Below are 16,813 nucleotides of genomic sequence, written 5' to 3'. Positions count from 1 at the left end.
CAACCGGCAGGACATTCGTTTGCGCGGCTTTTTCTTTTGATTGCGCTACAGCGTGAGTTTCTGCGGCCTGCAGCGATGAGGCGTGGTCCGGGCTTTCGGCTAAAGGATAATCATTCTTAATTACAGGTAAGAAATTTCCTGCTAGCGTATGCCCCTCTTTTCCGGTTCACAGGGAGTCCGCCATGCTCAGCCCACACGCTGCGCCGCTACCGACCCAAAGGGATTTCACCCTCAATTTTCCCAACACTTTGAACACGGGTGCCGCCACCGTCGTGCCGGAAATCACCCTGTCCGCCGGGACTGTGTTGATGGACAGCCAGATGTGGATGCAAGAGCCGCTGTGGCAAGGTTTGAAGATCATCCTGGTGCTCAGCGGCCAGCTCAATTGCCGGGTCGAAGGCCAGCAGGAAGTGGAGATTCGCGGGCCGACCCTGTGCGCCGTGGCCAACCAGGGTGAACATTGTGGCGATCACCTGTTCGCCAGTGGTGTGCCGGTGCGCTACACCACCGTGCAGCTGGATTTCCCGTCGATCCGCAGCGTCGGCCTTGAGCCTGAGCGCCTGCTGGATAAACGCGGCGGCGGGCCGATGATGTTCTGCCAGCCCGCGAGCAAACCGTTGCTCGCCCTTGCCCAACAGATTTTCACCTGCCCGTTGCAGGGCCCTGCCCGCTCCTTCTATCTGGGCGGCAAGGCCCTGGAGCTGACAGCGCTGGGGGTGGAGGGAATTCTCGCGCAAACCGAGTCGCGCCCGGTGCAGGACGCCCATTGCAACTCAGCGGACATCGAACGCATTCATGCCGCCCGCGACCTGTTGCTCGGTTCGTTGCAGGCTTCGCCGTCATTGGCCGAGCTGTCTCGCGCAGTCGGCCTCAACCCGCGCAAATTGACCGCGGGCTTTCGTCAGGTATTCGGCACCAGTGTCTATGTGTACTTGCAGGAACAGCGCCTGGCCGAAGCCTATCGCCTGCTCGCCAGCGGTGAGACCAATGTGTCCAGCGCCGCGTACCGCGTGGGTTACAGCCCGGCGCATTTCTCCACGGCGTTTCGCAAGCGTTTCGGGGTTTCGCCCAAGGCGTTGCGCTGACGGGTTGTGAAAGTTCCGCCCTGCCCCGCAAACGAAAGAAATGATCGCTCGACCCAAAGCAATAGCCCTGCGTCACAACGCCTGGATGAGATACGTTTGCATTCGCATTGAACACCTCATCATGGAGTGAAGCATGGGCACCCGCGTTCTGTACCGAGACACCCCAGGTTTGCCAATCGATACCGCAGTCCCGCACTTGAAAACCAGTCGCAAGCCCTTGGCAACCCTGATCCATGGCGTTGCCCTGGGCCTGTCGCTGACCCAGATGAACCTTGTGCAGGCCGCCGAGGCGGACACCGATCACGCCCTGGTGCTCGACAGCAGCGTGGTCACCGGGACCCAAGCCGACAGCCCCACCGGACAACAGGCCGGCTACGTGGCCAAGCGTAGCCTCAGCGGGACCAAGACCGACACCGCGCTCAATGAAATCCCCCAGTCGATCTCCGTAGTGACCCGCGACCAGATGGACGCGCAGCAAGTGCAATCGGTGAGCGAAGCGTTGCGCTACACGGCCGGCGTGCAGGCCAACACTACCGCCGCCAGCCAGCGCTTCGACAACCTCTCGATTCGCGGCTTCGACGTGACCAGCACCGGCATGTTGCGCGACGGCTTACGTGGCACCACCACCCAGGCCTGGCCAAAAGCCGAAGCCTATGGCCTGGAACGCATCGACGTGCTCAAGGGCCCGGCCTCGGTGTTGTTCGGCCAGAACGCACCGGGCGGTGTGGTCAACCAGATCAGCAAGCGGCCACTGGACCAGTCGTTCCATGAAGTGCAGCTCCAGGGCGGCAGTTTCGACCGCGCCCAGGGCCAGTTCGACTTCAGCGGGCCACTGGATGACCAGAGGCAATTCCTCTATCGGCTGGTGGGCCTGGAGCGCAGCAGCGGCACCCAGTTCGATCACATCAAGGACGACAAAACCTTCATCGCGCCGTCGTTTACCTGGCGGCCGAACGACGACACCAGCCTGACCGTACTGGCCGATTACTCGGAGGATGAATTCGGCGCGCCCCGGGTGTTCCTGCCGACGGTGGGCACGCTCAAGCCGAACCCGAATGGCAAGGTCAAACACAACGTCTTTCTCGACGAACCCGGCCTGGACAACGGCCGCACGCAATACTCGCTGGGCTACCTGTTGGAGCACCGGATCAACGATGTGTGGAGCCTGAATTCCAGCGCACGTTATGGCCACGTCAACCTGCTGACCAACACCGCCAGCGGCATGTCCCTGGCGCCGGACCTGCGCACCTTGAACCGGTCGGCCTACCGCTTCCGCATCGTCGGCGACGTGTACTCCCTGGACAACAATGCCCAGGCCCGCTGGAACCTTGGCGAGGTGCAGATGGTGTCGCTGCTGGGGGTCGATTACCGGCGCACCCGTGAAGACTATTACCTCAACGGCGGCGCGGCATCGTCGATCGACATCTACAACCCGGTGCACGGGGGTGTGTTCGCGCCGAACACCCCGTTCGCCAGCACCTTGCAGCGCGCCGACCAGACCGGGCTCTACGCCCAGCAGCAGATGACGTTCAACGACCGTTGGGTACTGACCGTCGGCGGTCGCCAGGATCATTCGAGTGCGCGCACCGACAACCGCCTGACCGACACCGGGCAGAAGCAGGACGACAACAAGTTCACCTACCGTGCAGGCCTCGTTTACCTGGCCGACAACGGCCTGTCGCCGTACATCAGCTACGCCACCTCGTTCGACCCGGTGCTCGGCACTGATTTCTACGGCACCAGCTTCAAACCGAGCACCGCCAAGCAGTCGGAAGTCGGCATCAAGTACCAGCCGCCCGGGATCGACAGCTACATCACCCTGTCGCTGTTCGACCTGACCCAGCAGAACGTCAAGACCACCGACCCGAGCAACCCGCTGAACAGCGTGCAGACCGGTGAGGTCAACGTGCGCGGCGTGGAGCTGGAAGGCAAGGCCAGCCTCGCCAAGGGCCTGGACCTGCTGGCAACCCTGACCTACAACGACGCCGAAGTCAGCAAGAGCAACAACCCGCTGGAAAAAGGCAACCGCCCCACCGACACCCCGGAAAAAATGGCGTCGTTGTGGGCTGACTACACCCTGCCCTTTGGCCCGCTCACCGGGCTCGGATTTGGCGTCGGCGTACGCTATATCGGTTCCACCGAGGCCGATGCTGCCAACACTGTGAGCGTGCCCTCCTACACCTTGCTCGACGCGGCGGTGCACTACGATTTCGACAAGCTGATCCCGGCGGCCAAGGGCCTGCGCCTGGCGGTGAATGCCACCAACCTGACCGACAAGCACTATTACGAAGGCTGCTCCCTCTCCAGCTGCAGTGCCGGGTATGACCGCAGTGTCATCGCCAGCCTGCGCTATCGCTGGTAACTGCCATGCGTGGGTGGTGGCTTCGTGTGCATCGATGGCTGGCGCTGAGCGTCGGCCTGCTGCTGGCGCTGATTGGCTTGAGCGGTGCGCTGCTGGAACTCAAGGGGCCGATCCTGCGCTGGGAGGTCGGCAGCCAGGCCTTGGACCTGGCTCCGGTTGAACACGGCGCACTGCTGGATGACGCGCAGTGGATCAGCGCGGCACTGGGTGCCTACCCGCAATTTCAGAAAGTCTTTGGCGCCGCAAAACCGCGCCAGGGTTTCCTGGAATCGGACAACGCGATCGTCTTCGGAGCCCTGGAGGATCGGCCCGGCATCGGCATTGCGATGATCGATCCCTACAGTGCCGAGCCACGGGCATTTTTTGTGTTCGATGACCTGTGGCTGGCGAAGCTGGTGGCGCTGCACCGGGCACTGCTGTTGCCGCCGCCCATTGGCGCCGTCGCCCTGTTTGCCTGTGGCCTGGTGCTGCTGGGCTCGGTGGGCAGCGGCCTGTACCTGTGGTGGCCGGGGCGGCGCAGCTGGTGGAAAGCCGCCAGCTTGCGCCCGGGCAGCCAGGGCCTGCGCCGCCTGCGGGAATGGCACAACGTCGCAGCCGCCTGGCTGTGCCTGCCGTTGGCGGTGATTGCCGGCAGCGGCGCCTGGCTGGCCCGGCCCGACTGGTTCTTCGCCAACCCCGCCGCGATCAAACCGCTGTTCTCCGCCGCCCACGGCCACCTGTTGCTCGGGTTGCCCGGCGCGGCCCTGGCCTTTCTTTGCGGCCTGGCATTGCCGCTGCTCTATCTCACCGGGCTGTTGTTGTGGTGGCGCAAACGCGTCCGCCACGTGCGCCCAACTGTTCAAGGAAATTGTTCATGAAACACCCTCTGTTGTTGCAACGCGGCCTGCTGCTCGGTCTTGGCCTGTTAATGAGCGGCCTGGCCTGCGCCCACACCGTCACCGACCTGGCGGGGCGCAAGGTCGACGTACCGGACAAGGTCTCGCATATCCTGCTGGGTGAAGGCCGGATGATCTACTCGCTGTCGCTCCTTGAAGGCAAGAACCCGTTTACCCGCATCGCCGGCTGGCAAGGGGATTTTCGCGGCCTGGACGTGCAGGGTTACGCCGCGTTCCAGAAGCACTTTCCCGAAGCCGACAACGTACCGTTGGTAGGCGGCACCTCCGCCGAAACCTTCAGTGTGGAAAAGGCCCTGGCGGTACACCCGGACCTGGCGATCATGGCCTTGAGCGGGGGCCATGGCCCGAGCCCCGACAGCGAGGCGGTCAAGCAGCTGGAAGCGGCCGGCGTGGCGGTGATTTTCGTCGACTTCAGCGACCATCCGCTGAGCAACACGGTGCCGAGCATGCGCCTGCTGGGCAAGGCTCTGGACCGTAATCAACAAGCCGAGGACTACATCGCGTTTTACCAGGCCTCGCTGGCCAAGGTCACCGATACCCTGGCCAAGGCCGGGACGGTAAAACGGCCGAAGATCTTCATCGACATGCTCGCCGGCCTGCAGGATTGCTGTGGTTCGCCGGGCACCGGCAACTTCGGGGAAATGATCAAGCTCGCGGGTGGCCGGAACATCGCCGACGGGCGCATTCCCGGCCCGATCGGCACATTGAACGTCGAATACATTCTGTCCAGCGATCCGGATGTGTACGTCGCCACCGGCGTATTCGGCCACGGCCAGGGCGGTGTGACCCTCGGCTATTCGGCCACGCCGCAGCAGGCCAACGACAGCCTCAAGCAAGTGTCCCAGCGCGCGCCGCTGAATGAACTGCGGGCGGTACGTGAAGGCAACGTGCATGGCCTCTGGCATATTTTCTATGACTCGCCGGAACACTTGATCGCAGTGCAGGCCCTGGCCAAGTGGCTGCATCCTGAGTTGTTCGCCGACCTGGATCCGGAACAGACCCGAGCCGAATTGTACCGGCGCTTTATGCCAATTCCGGCCAGCGGCGTATTCACCACGAGCCTTGTGCCGTGACGCAGGTGCAAGCCTGTGCGAGCGCCGATGGCGCAGGTGAGCGCTATCGCCACCGCCATGGACGACGGGTATTGCTGTTGTCGGCGCTGGCGTTGGCATTGGTGGTTTCCCTGGCGGTGGACATCACCACCGGGCCTTCCGGCATGAGCCTGACGCGCCTGTTGCAAGTGCTGTGGGACCCGGCTTCGATGCCGCGGGTGGAGGCGGTGATCGTATGGAATGTGCGCCTGCCTTACGCGTTGATGGCGGTACTGGTGGGCGCGGCACTGGCCCTGGCCGGCGCCGAAATGCAGACGGTGCTGGATAACCCGCTGGCCAGCCCGTTCACCCTCGGCGTTTCCGCCGCCGCCGCCTTCGGTGCAGCCCTGGCCATTGTGCTCGGGATGGGCATTCCTGGCGTGCCGGCGCAGTACCTGATTTCGGCCAACGCCTTTCTGTTCGCACTGGCATCGGTGGCATTGCTGTATCTGTTGGCACGCTGGCGTGGGTTTGGTGTGGAGAGCCTGGTGCTGTTCGGGATTGCCCTGGTGTTTGCGTTCAATGCGCTGGTGGCACTGCTGCAGTTTGTGGCGAGCCAGGACAGCCTTCAGCAACTGGTGTTCTGGACCCTGGGCAGCCTGGCCCGGGCGTCCTGGGAAAAGCTCGCGATCCTCGCTGCGGCGTTGCTGCTGTGCCTGCCGTTTTCCCTGCGTCAGAGTTGGGCGTTGACTGCCCTGACCCTGGGCGAGGAACGCGCCCGCAGTTTCGGGATTGATGTCGGCCGCCTGCGGGTGCTGTCGTTGCTGCGCATCAGCCTGCTGTCGGCGCTGGCGGTTTCGTTTGTCGGCACAATCGGTTTTATCGGGCTGATTGCTCCGCATATCGCGCGGCTGTTGGTGGGTGAAGATCACCGCTTGTTCCTGCCAGCGAGCGTGCTCAGCGGTGGCTTGATCCTGTCGATGGCGTCGATTGCCAGCAAGGCATTGATGCCCGGCGTGTTGATTCCGGTGGGGATTGTCACCGCACTGGTGGGAATTCCGTTTTTCATGGCGATTGTGATGCGTAACCGCCGAGGTGCTCTGTGACCGGATTAAGCACACAAGCATTGAGCATGCACTACGGCAGTCGCAGCGTGCTGCAGGACATTCATCTGCCGGCGTTGCTGCCCGGCACCATCACCGCGCTGATCGGCCCCAACGCTGCCGGCAAGTCGACCTTGTTGCGTGGCATCGCCGGACTGCACAAGGCGCACGGCCAGATCTGGCTGGAGGGTGTCGATCTCAATCGCCTGCCGCAAGTCGAGCGCGCGCAACAAGTGGTGTACCTGCCTCAGAGCCTGCCGGAGCGTACGCGCCTGTGCGCCTTCGAAGCGGTACTGAGTGCGGCCATGGCCGGCCATCGCGGCGCGGGTTTTGCGCCTGGGCGGCCGAGCCCGACGGTGCTCAAGGGCGTGGAAAAAATCCTCGCCGACCTCGACCTGACCGCCCTCGCCGACCGCCCGATCGATGCACTTTCCGGTGGCCAGCGCCAACTGGTGGGCCTGGCCCAGGCCCTGGTGCGCCAGCCTCGGGTGTTGCTGCTGGACGAACCCACCAGCGCCCTGGACCTGTATCACCAGTGCCAGGTGGTGGAAGCCATCACCCAGGCCACCCGCGAACGCAACCTGATCACCCTGGTGGTGGTGCACGACATCAACCTCGCCCTGGGCTTCAGTGATCAGGTGGTGGTGTTGCACAACGGTCAGTTGGCCGCTGCCGGGCCACCGCAAGTGGTGATCAATCAGGCGTTGCTGAAAAACGTCTATGGTGTGAGTGGCCGCCTGGAACAGGTGCATGGCCGCCCGCTGGTGATGGTGGATGCACGACTGCCCTTTTCTCCTGCCCTTGGATAACCGATGAACAGCTCCCAAGACGCTGCACTCGCGACTTTGCACACTGACCGCCCATTCAACCTGAGGCCGCTGCTGTTGGCCAACATGGCCTGCACCATGGCGATGATGGCATTTGTCTCGCTGATTGGCCCGATCGCTCGGGTGCTTGGCCTGGCCACCTGGCAGGCAGGTGCGGCGGTCACCGTGTCCGGGGTGATCTGGATGCTTCTGGCTCGTCCATGGGGCCAGGCCAGTGACCGACTGGGCCGGCGCCGTGTGCTGCTGCTGGGCACCGGTGGTTTCACCCTGGCCTACTGGGCGCTGTGCGTGTTTATCGATGCGTCCCTGCAACTGCTGCCATCGGCCATGTTGGCGTTTATCGGGCTGATTCTGGGTCGTGGCCTGATCGGCGTGTTCTACGCTGCGATACCGGTGGGCGGCTATGCGCTGGTGGCCGACAACATTGAGCCTGAGCACCGCGCCAAGGCCATGGCTTCCCTGGGCGCCGCCAACGCCTGCGGCCTGGTGCTGGGCCCGGCGATTGCTGCGCTGTTGGCGCGTCACAGCCTGAGCCTGCCGTTTTATGCGATGGCGGTGTTACCGCTGTTGGGATTCTTGTTGCTGCTGGCCAAATTGCCGCGCCAGGAGCTGCACCTCAAGCAGCCGCCCAAGCCGGTCAACCTCTCGGACCCACGCCTGCGTCGACCGTTGGTGGTGGCGTTTGTCGCGATGCTGTGTGTGTCGATCGCGCAGATAACCGTGGGTTTTTTCGCGTTGGATCGCTTGAAGATGAACCCGGCCGATGCGGCACAAACTGCCGGTATCGCCCTGACCATGGTCGGGCTGGCGTTGATCTGTTCGCAACTGGTAGTGCGCAAACTGGAGTGGCCGCCGCTGCGGATGATTCGCATCGGTGCGGTGGTGTCAGCCCTGGGATTTGCCGGCAGCATGTTCGCTGATACGGCCTGGATCCTGTGGCTGTGCTTTTTTGTGTCCGCGGCCGGCATGGGCTGGATCTTCCCGTCTTTCGCGGCGCTGGCGGCGAATGCGGTGGATGCGTCGGAGCAAGGCGCCACGGCAGGTTCGGTGGGTGCGGCCCAAGGCCTGGGCGTGGTGGTCGGGCCGTTGGCCGGGACCTTGATCTACGCGATCGAACCTCGCCTGCCCTACTTGGTGGCGGCGGCGCTGCTGCTATTGATCGCGTGCTGGCCGGCGGCACGGCAACCAGGTAACACCCCAGGTTGAGCTACCTGTTATTTCTGACAGTAGACGTCCATCCCTGAAAAGCCTCTGATAAAGCGCGTGGCCACAGCATTAGCTGAGGCCACCTACCTTTTCTGGAGACAAGCACCATGAGCGACGACCTGAATGACTTGACGACATTTACTGACAGAAATTGGAATGGCTGGCACCCGGACCGCCCAGACACCGCAAAGCTTGAGCCACGGACGCCTGGGAACGATCACGAGTTCTACCTCACCAATGCATCCGATGCGGTTCATGAGATGGGTATCTCCAAGTCCTACTCATTCATAAAGGGCACTGAATACACAGTGATCTTTGAATACCGGACCCTATCGGAAACGGACATCATCGTGTTGGCGGGAGGCTTGGAGCAAGCATACGGGCCACATCCACCGTCTCCCGGCTGGACGCGCCTGACTGTCCCTCTTCCGTACGTGAAAGAGGACGGAGGCACTCACCCAATCTCAATCAGACTCTGGTCAAGAAGTGCAGGCAGCGAACCCCATCGCTACGACTTGGACAACATTCTTGTCAGGTCGATTCCGGATTAACCTGCAAGGTCACGGGCCCTACAAAATCCGATACAGCAAACGCTCGATCCGCACCCGGCTGACCCGGCGCAAGAACTTGCCGACGGCCGCCGGGTACTCCACCAGGGTTTCCAGCTGCTGGTAGCGTTCAATACGCGAGGTGTGCTGGAAAATCTCGGCAAGCTCGGTGCGCCGTGGCCCTACCCACTCACCCTTGGGATCATCGATCAGCAAGGCGTTTTCCAGGTCGAGGCGAAACGCTCGTGGGTTGATGTTGTTGCCGGTCAGCAAGGTGTAGCGCTGGTCGACCCACATGCCCTTGAGGTGGTAGGTGTTGTCGCCGTCGCGCCACAGGTGCAGGTTCAGCTGGCCGCTGTCGATCATGCGCTGGTGGCGCTTGGCGAAGCGACGCAGGCTTATTTCGTAGAGATACGGTAGCGCGGCGATGACCTTGAACGGCTCGCTCGGCGGGATGTAGAAGTCGTTGGCAGTCTTGTCGCCAACAATGATGTCAATCTTCACCCCGCGGGCCAGGGCGCGGTTGATTTCCCGGGTCACCGGCAGCGGCAGGTTGAAGTACGGCGTACAGATAGTCAGCTGGTGCTGGGCGCTGGCAATCAGCTCGCAGATCACCCGGCTCAGGGGGTTGTTCTTGCACACGCCCAGCAACGGACTGACCGTCAGGCTGCCGTTGGGCAACTGCCCCGCCGTGGTGTCATACACCGCGTGTTTCAGGCGGCTGCGCAGGTCGCCGATGTCGTTGCGCAGGCTGCGGGTGGTCGGCGGGTTGGGCAGGTCCAGGCGATGCACCGCCTTGGCGGCCACCAGGCCGTGCTCCACCAGGTGCTGCATCGAGTCGGCCAGCGCCTTGTTGTGGATCAGGTGATAACGGTCATAGCGGTACTTGTCGAACTTGTGCAGGTACACGTTATTCAGGCTGGCGCCGCTGTACAGCACGCTGTCATCGATCACGAAGCCCTTGAGGTGCAGCACGCCGAACAGTTCGCGGGTTTGCACCGGCACCCCATACACCGGCACTTCGGTGCTGTGGGACTCGGTCATGGCCTGGTACCAGGCGCTGTTGCCCGGCTGCTTGCCGGCGCCGATCAAACCACGCTGGGCCCGCAGCGAGTCGACCACCACCACGATATCCAGCCCGGGCCGGGCGGCCTTGGCAGCATGCAGCGCGTCGTAGATCTCTTGTCCCGCCTCATCCTGCTGCAGGTATAACGCCACGATGTAGATGCGCTGGATGGCCTGGGAAATTTTCTCCAGCAGGCAACGGCGGTACTCGGCGGCGCCGGACAGCACCTCGATCGCGTCGGGCGTGAGGGGAAAACCGCGCAGCTTGGGCAACAGGGAGCGTTTGAATAACGACGGCATAGGGCTCGCAATGGGTCGAATCCGAAGGACTCCAGAGCTTACACCATGGGCTGGCTCAGGTCTTCCCGCCCAGGGTTAAAAATAATTAATTGACCAAGGAGAACGATCGTTCTACTGTAATCTCCATGAACGATATCACTCGCGACATTATCCTCGACGTCACCGAAAAGTTGATCTACCGAAATGGCATCGCTGCCACCGGCATGGATCTTCTGGTGAAAACCGCCGGCGTCTCCAGAAAGAGCGTTTACCGCTACTTCGCCAACAAGGACGAACTGGTGATTGCCGCCCTGCAACGCCGCGACGAGCGCTGGATGCAGTGGCTGCGCAACGAAGTTGAACACCACTCCACCACAGGCGAGCGCCTGCTGGGTGTGTTCAGCGCGTTGAAAACCTGGTTCGGCTCCGATGACTTTCGCGGCTGCGCCTTCATCAACACCAGCGGCGAGACCGGCGACCCGCAAGACCCGGTCCGCCTGCTGGCCAAGGCCCATAAACAGAAACTGTTCGAGTACGCCCTTGAACTGTGTCAAGCACATGGCACCCCCGACCCGGAACGCCAGGCCGCGCACCTGCTGATCCTGATTGATGGCGCCATTACCGTTGCCCTGGTGATGGGCGACACCACCGCTGCCGATAATGCGCAATCCATGGCGCGAACCCTATTGCAACTTTGACCTGACTTTTAAACCTGTTAAGGAGCCGTCCCATGTCATCCAACTCAGAAATACGCCCGCCGTTGCCGCCGTTTACCCGTGAGTCGGCGATTGAGAAAGTTCGCCTGGCCGAAGACGGCTGGAACTCCCGGGACCCGCAACGGGTGTCCCTGGCCTATACCCTGGATACCCAATGGCGCAACCGTGCCGAGTTCGCCCACAACCGCGAAGAGGCCAAGGCCTTCCTGACCCGCAAATGGGCCAAAGAGCTGGAATATCGGTTGATCAAGGAGTTGTGGGCGTTTTCCGGCAACCGCATTGCGGTGCGCTATGCCTATGAATGGCATGACGACTCCGGCAACTGGTTCCGCTCCTACGGCAACGAGAACTGGGAGTTTGACGAGAACGGCTTGATGGCGAACCGGTTTGCCTGCATCAACGACATGCCGATCAAGGAAAGCGAGCGCAAGTTCCACTGGCCGCTGGGGCGGCGTCCGGATGAGCATCCGGGGTTGTCGGAGCTTGGGTTGTAGGCTCGACGCTACACAACTGTGGGAGCGGGCTTGCTCGCGAAGGCAATGGCTCAGCCAACATGTCCAGCGACTGACCCACCGCTTTCGCGAGCAAGCCCGCTCCCACAGTGGTATTTGCCGTATCCGTCAGTCCTGGTTCAAACCCACCCGATACAACACGCCGTTATCTTCATCCGTGAGCACATACAGGTAACCATCCGGGCCCTGGCGCACATCGCGGATCCGCGCTTTCAGGCCACCCAGCAGTCGCTCTTCGTGGATGACCTTGTCCCCATCGAACTGCAAGCGAATCAACTCCTGGCTGACCAATGCCCCGATAAACACGTTGTGCTGCCAGGCCTTGAACCGGTCAGCGTCGTAGAACGCCATGCCGCTCACACCCGGGGATTTTTCCCAGACGTGGTGCGGTGCAACGGTGCCTTCGACTGTCTTGCCCTTGGCCTCGGGAATCGGCGTCAGGGAATAGTTGATGCCATGGGTCGCCAGCGGCCAGCCGTAGTTTTTCCCTCGTTCAATGATATTGATCTCATCCCCGCCGCGCGGGCCATGTTCGTTTTCCCAGAGTGTGCCGCTCCACGGGTTGAGTGCCGCACCCTGGGGGTTACGCTGGCCGTAGGACCAGATTTCCGGCCTCACGCCCTCCTGGCCGACAAAGGGGTTGTCTTCCGGTATACGACCGTCCGGGAAGATCCGCACCACTTTGCCTTGCAGCTTGTCGAGGTCCTGGGCGGTGGGGCGGTCGTTGTTTTCCCCGAGGGTCACGAACAGGTAACCATCGCGGTCAAACACCAGCCGCGAGCCGAAGTGGTTGCCCGTGGACAGCTTGGGCTCCTGACGCAGGATCACCTTGAAGTCTTGCAGGCCGCTCAGGTCATCGCTCAAGCGCCCACGCCCGACTGCGGTGCCTGCAGTGCCATTCGTGCCGCCGCCCTCGGCGTAGGACAGGTACACCAGGCGGTCCTCCTTGAAGTCCGGTGACAGCACCACGTCCAGCAGGCCGCCCTGCCCTTTGGCAAACACCTTCGGCACGCCACTCAGGGGCGCGGACAGTTTGCCGTCCGGGCTGACAAACCGCAGGTTGCCGGGACGTTCGGTGACCAGGAAGCCTTGCTTGTCCGGCAGGAACGCCACCGCCCACGGGTGATCGAGGCCCTTGGCAATCGGGGTGACGGTGATACTCCCTTGCTCGCTGGGAAACTGTTGGGGGGCGGCCGCCGAGACAGGCAGCGCCAGGGGCAGCAAGGCAGCGGCGCAGAAGGTGGCTAGAAGGGTTTTGCGTAACAGCATACGGTGGGTTTCCTTGTCGTCTTTACACACTCAATCGCCGCGATTGCCATTGGCGTCACGGGTGGGAGTCTTGGGCTGGATAGCCGGCGGGGTCTGCGCGCCGTCACGGCGCTGGACGCTGTTGCCGATACCGCCGTTTTGCAGGGTCGGCGGCCGCTGTGCCGGCGGAATATAGGTGCCTCGCGCTGCCGGCGCGTTGGGCTGGGTGCCCTGCATGCTGTTGGGATTGGCCTGGTGGATGGGGCCGTTGTAGGGGTTGTTGCTGCTGCCGGGCAGGTTTTGCGCCTGTGCCAACGAACTCAAGGCCAGGCCCAACGCCAATACGGCAAGGTTGCGCAAACGGGTGTTCATGACAAAGCCTCTCTGGGCGCAAGTAATACGTGCTTTCGATAACACGCTACGCCTTGGGTTCGGCTTTGGTAACTAAATAGTTTCTCATCAGGTGTAACACGATCTGTCTGAAACCCTGGTGCCAGCCGGCTGGCCAGGGAAACTTTTGCCGAATCCGCCCTGTCACCTGAAGACCACACACTTCAGGAATACCGACATGCCACGGGCTATCTGGAAAGGCGCAATCAGTTTTGGCTTGGTGCACATCCCCGTGTCACTGGTCTCGGCCACGTCCTCCCAGGGCGTCGACTTCGACTGGCTGGACAAACGCAGCATGGACCCGGTGGGTTACAAGCGCATCAACAAGACCACCGGCAAGGAAGTCACCAAGGAGAATATCGTCAAGGGCGTGGCCTACGAGAAAGGTCGCTACGTGATCCTCAGCGAAGACGAAATCCGCTCGGCCCACCCCAAGTCCACCCAGACCATCGAAATCATCGCGTTTGTGGCCAGCGACCAGATCCCGTTGCAGAACATCGACACGCCCTACTTCCTGGCCCCCGACAAGCGCGGCGGCAAGGTGTATGCCCTGCTGCGCGAAACCCTGAAGAAAACCCGCAAGGTCGCCCTGGCCAACGTGGTGCTGCACACCAAGCAGCACCTGGCGGCACTGATGCCGCTGGAGTCGGCGCTGGTGCTGGTGATGCTGCGCTGGCCTGCCGAAGTGCGTGGCCTGGACGAGTTGGAATTGGGCAGCGACGTGACCAAACCGACATTGGCCAAGGGCGAACTCGACATGGCCAAGCGTCTGGTGGAAGACATGAGTGCCGACTGGCAGCCGGACGAATACCGCGACAGCTTCCAGGAAAAGATCATGGCGCTGGTGGCGAAGAAGGCCAAGGCCGGCAAGATCGAAGACGTGGAATCCAGCGAAGGTGTCGACGAGCGCAAATCTGCGGACGTGATCGACCTGACGGAGTTGCTCAAGCGCAGCCTGGCCGGCAAGCCCGCGACCAAGGCTGCAGCCAAGAAACCTGCCGCGAAAAAGACCAGCAAGGCTTCATGAGGTAGACCGCCATGGCCAAGCCCCTGAGTGAATACAACGCCAAGCGCGACTTCGACGTGACCGCCGAACCCGCCGGCAGTGCGCCTCGCGCCAGGAACCGGGCGCATGCCCTGTCATTCGTGATTCAAAAGCACGATGCGCGCAACCTGCATTATGACTTTCGCCTGGAGCTCGACGGCGTCCTCAAAAGCTGGGCGGTGCCCAAGGGCCCAAGCCTCGACCCGAGCCAGAAGCGCCTCGCGGTGCATGTGGAAGATCATCCATTGGGCTACGGCAGTTTCGAGGGCAGCATTCCGGCAGGCCAATACGGCGCTGGCGATGTGATCGTGTGGGATCGCGGTGTATGGCAGCCCCACGATGACCCGCACAAGGCCTACGCGGCCGGCAAGCTGAAGTTCAGCCTGATCGGCGAAAAACTGGCAGGCGACTGGACGCTGGTGCGCACCCGACTCAAGGGCAGCGGCGACAAGGAGCAGTGGTTGTTGATCAAGGAGAACGATCAGCAGGCACGCCCGGTGGCTGACTACGATGTGGTTCAGGCTGAACCGAAAAGCGTGCTGAGCGACGCAACGGTGGGGGCTGCGAAAAAGCCCGCAGCGCCGAAGAAAGCCCGGCGCAAGCCCTCAACCGACCTGCCCGATCAACTCGCGCCACAGCTGGCGACACTGGTGGACCGTGCACCGGAAGGCGATTGGGTGTACGAGATCAAATTCGACGGCTATCGCATCCTCGCGCGGATTCGCGATGGCGAAGTTCGGCTGTTCACCCGCAATGGCCATGACTGGACCGATCGCCTGCCACGCCAGGCCAAGGCCCTGGAAGCCCTGAAGCTCAAGGACAGTTGGCTCGACGGTGAGGTGGTCAGCCTGAACGCCGACGGGCTGCCGGATTTCCAGGCGCTGCAAAACGCCTTTGATATCGGCCGCAGCCTGGACATTGTCTATTACCTGTTCGATGCGCCGTTCCTGGACGGCCGCGACCAGCGCGAAGCCGCTGTCGAAGAGCGCCGCACCGCGCTGAAGGACGCGGTTAGCCGCAGCAAGAGCAAGCTGCTGCGCTTCTCCGAGTCCTTTGCTGCCAACCAGCGGGATATCTTCGAAAGTGCCTGCGACCTGGCGCTGGAGGGCGTGATCGGCAAACGTGCCGGCAGCCCCTACGTTTCCAGGCGCAGCCCGGACTGGATCAAGCTCAAGTGCCGGCTGCGCCAGGAATTCGTGATCGTAGGGTTCACCCGCCCGCAAGGTTCGCGCAGCGGGTTTGGCGCGCTGTTGCTGGCGGTCAATGATGACAGCGACCTGGTGTATGCCGGGCGCGTAGGTACCGGATTCGATCAGGCCGCGCTGAAAAAGATCAGTGCACAGTTGAAGGCGCTGGAACGCCAGACTTCACCGCTGGCCAAGCCCCTGACCAGTGCCCAGGCACGCGGCGTGCACTGGGTCGAGCCGCAGCTGGTGGGCGAAGTGCAATTTGCCGAATGGACCCGAGAAGGTGTGGTGCGCCAGGCGGCGTTTGTCGGGCTGCGCACCGACAAGCCGGCGGAGCAGATTGTGCATGAGCAGCCGCGGACGGCCAAATCGCTGAAGGAAAAACCCCGTAAAAAGACGGCGGGCACCGGCGCCGTGGCTGGGGTCAGGATTACCCATCCGGACCGAGTCATCGATGCCCAGAGCGCTACACAGAAACTGCAACTGGCACAGTTCTATGAGGGCATCAGCGAATGGCTCCTGCCCTTTCTGCGCAACCGGCCGGTGTCCTTGCTCAGGGCACCGGAAGGCATTGCCGGCGAACAGTTTTTCCAGAAGCACTCCGAGCGCCTGGCGATCCCGAATATCAAGCAACTGGACCAGGCCCTGGACCCGGGCCATGCGCGGCTGATGGAAATCGACAGCCCGGCCGCGCTCATCGGTGCCGTGCAGATGGGTACCGTCGAGTTGCATACCTGGGGCGCTACCGCTGACAAGATTGAAACCCCGGACCTCTTTGTGCTCGACCTCGACCCAGACCCGGCACTGCCGTGGAAAAGCATGCTTGAAGCGGCGCAACTGACCTTGTCGGTACTCGATGAACTGGGGCTTGAAGCGTTCGTCAAGACCAGCGGCGGCAAAGGCCTGCACCTGGTGGTGCCGCTGGCGCGCCGCGATGGCTGGGACTCGGTAAAAGCCTTCGCCAAGGCCATCGCCCAGTTCATGACGCTGCAGTTGCCTGAACGCTTTACCGCGACTTCGGGCCCGAAGAATCGCGTGGGCAAGATCTTCATCGACTACCTGCGCAACGCCCGGGGCGCCAGCACGGTAGCCGCCTACTCGGTGCGGGCGCGGCCCGGCCTGCCGGTATCGGTACCGGTGAGTCGTGATGAGTTGAAGAGTTTGCACAGCGCCCAACAATGGACGGTGGCTAACCTGCACGAGCGTTTGCAGGGTTTGAAGAAGGACCCGTGGGCGGGTTATGCCAATCGGCAGAAGATCAGCAAGAAGATGTGGGAGAAGCTGGGAGCGCATCCGCCAGGCTGATGCGCTCC

The 16,813-nt window shown here is 62.5% G+C and carries 15 protein-coding genes; 12 read left to right on the top strand and 3 right to left on the bottom strand.

From position 1 onward, the window contains the following. The first annotated feature begins 182 nt into the window (after positions 1 to 182). The 8 genes from HX814_RS11210 to HX814_RS11175 all read left to right on the top strand — a co-directional run bounded on the left by HX814_RS11210 (position 183) and on the right by HX814_RS11175 (position 9,061). A complete protein-coding gene (locus HX814_RS11210) occupies positions 183 to 1,085 on the top strand; it encodes an AraC family transcriptional regulator (RefSeq protein WP_003218429.1) in 903 nt (300 codons plus the stop codon). A gap of 133 nt (positions 1,086 to 1,218) precedes the next feature. Further along, positions 1,219 to 3,447 carry a TonB-dependent siderophore receptor gene (locus HX814_RS11205; RefSeq protein ID WP_003218431.1) on the top strand — a complete coding sequence of 743 codons (2,229 nt, stop codon included), beginning with the start codon at positions 1,219 to 1,221 and terminating at the stop codon, positions 3,445 to 3,447. A gap of 5 nt (positions 3,448 to 3,452) precedes the next feature. Next, on the top strand, positions 3,453 to 4,304 hold the full coding sequence (locus HX814_RS11200) for a PepSY domain-containing protein (protein WP_003218433.1): 852 nt from the start codon (positions 3,453 to 3,455) through the stop codon (positions 4,302 to 4,304). Continuing rightward, positions 4,301 to 5,416 (top strand): ABC transporter substrate-binding protein, encoded by a 1,116-nt coding sequence (locus HX814_RS11195; protein WP_003218435.1) that lies wholly within the window; start codon positions 4,301 to 4,303, stop codon positions 5,414 to 5,416. Before HX814_RS11200 ends, HX814_RS11195 begins: the two co-directional genes overlap by 4 nt. Next, positions 5,413 to 6,480 (top strand): iron ABC transporter permease, encoded by a 1,068-nt coding sequence (locus HX814_RS11190; RefSeq protein ID WP_023658859.1) that lies wholly within the window; start codon positions 5,413 to 5,415, stop codon positions 6,478 to 6,480. The genes HX814_RS11195 and HX814_RS11190 overlap by 4 nt, the downstream gene beginning before the upstream one ends. 26 nt (positions 6,481 to 6,506) lie before the next feature. Then, positions 6,507 to 7,286, top strand: coding sequence for an ABC transporter ATP-binding protein (locus HX814_RS11185; protein ID WP_003218440.1), 780 nt, complete (start codon positions 6,507 to 6,509; stop codon positions 7,284 to 7,286). A gap of 3 nt (positions 7,287 to 7,289) precedes the next feature. After that, entirely contained in the window at positions 7,290 to 8,510 is a 1,221-nt protein-coding gene (locus HX814_RS11180; RefSeq protein ID WP_003218442.1) for an MFS transporter, read from the top strand. Positions 8,511 to 8,617: 107 nt separating this feature from the next. Continuing rightward, positions 8,618 to 9,061: a hypothetical protein gene (locus tag HX814_RS11175; RefSeq protein WP_008436193.1), complete on the top strand. Its 444-nt coding sequence runs from the start codon at positions 8,618 to 8,620 to the stop codon at positions 9,059 to 9,061. Between the two features lie 18 nt (positions 9,062 to 9,079). Here HX814_RS11175 and pssA read toward each other — a convergent pair whose 3' ends face one another. Further along, positions 9,080 to 10,423, bottom strand: coding sequence for a CDP-diacylglycerol--serine O-phosphatidyltransferase (pssA, locus tag HX814_RS11170; protein WP_177009406.1), 1,344 nt, complete (start codon positions 10,421 to 10,423; stop codon positions 9,080 to 9,082). Between the two features lie 125 nt (positions 10,424 to 10,548). Between pssA and HX814_RS11165 the strand changes: the two genes are divergently transcribed. Both HX814_RS11165 and HX814_RS11160 read left to right on the top strand, forming a co-directional pair. Further along, entirely contained in the window at positions 10,549 to 11,100 is a 552-nt protein-coding gene (locus HX814_RS11165; RefSeq protein ID WP_177009407.1) for a TetR/AcrR family transcriptional regulator, read from the top strand. A gap of 32 nt (positions 11,101 to 11,132) precedes the next feature. Next, entirely contained in the window at positions 11,133 to 11,612 is a 480-nt protein-coding gene (locus HX814_RS11160) for a nuclear transport factor 2 family protein (RefSeq protein WP_177009408.1), read from the top strand. Between the two features lie 126 nt (positions 11,613 to 11,738). Here HX814_RS11160 and HX814_RS11155 read toward each other — a convergent pair whose 3' ends face one another. Both HX814_RS11155 and HX814_RS11150 read right to left on the bottom strand, forming a co-directional pair. Next, the gene (locus HX814_RS11155) at positions 11,739 to 12,899 is read right to left on the bottom strand and encodes a PQQ-dependent sugar dehydrogenase (RefSeq protein ID WP_177009409.1); all 1,161 of its coding nucleotides are present in this window, start codon (positions 12,897 to 12,899) and stop codon (positions 11,739 to 11,741) included. Positions 12,900 to 12,929: 30 nt separating this feature from the next. Continuing rightward, positions 12,930 to 13,250 (bottom strand): hypothetical protein, encoded by a 321-nt coding sequence (locus HX814_RS11150; RefSeq protein WP_177009410.1) that lies wholly within the window; start codon positions 13,248 to 13,250, stop codon positions 12,930 to 12,932. 196 nt (positions 13,251 to 13,446) lie between these two features. Between HX814_RS11150 and HX814_RS11145 the strand changes: the two genes are divergently transcribed. Further along, entirely contained in the window at positions 13,447 to 14,295 is an 849-nt protein-coding gene (locus HX814_RS11145; protein ID WP_003218456.1) for a Ku protein, read from the top strand. 11 nt (positions 14,296 to 14,306) lie between these two features. Continuing rightward, positions 14,307 to 16,805, top strand: coding sequence for a DNA ligase D (gene ligD / locus HX814_RS11140; RefSeq protein ID WP_008436179.1), 2,499 nt, complete (start codon positions 14,307 to 14,309; stop codon positions 16,803 to 16,805). Positions 16,806 to 16,813: the final 8 nt, after the last annotated feature.

The sequence above is a fragment of the Pseudomonas sp. C8002 genome, assembly GCF_013385765.1.
GTDB lineage: Bacteria > Pseudomonadota > Gammaproteobacteria > Pseudomonadales > Pseudomonadaceae > Aquipseudomonas.
The sequence above is the reverse complement of the archived record's forward strand: the minus strand, read 5'-3'. Positions and strand labels throughout refer to the sequence as shown.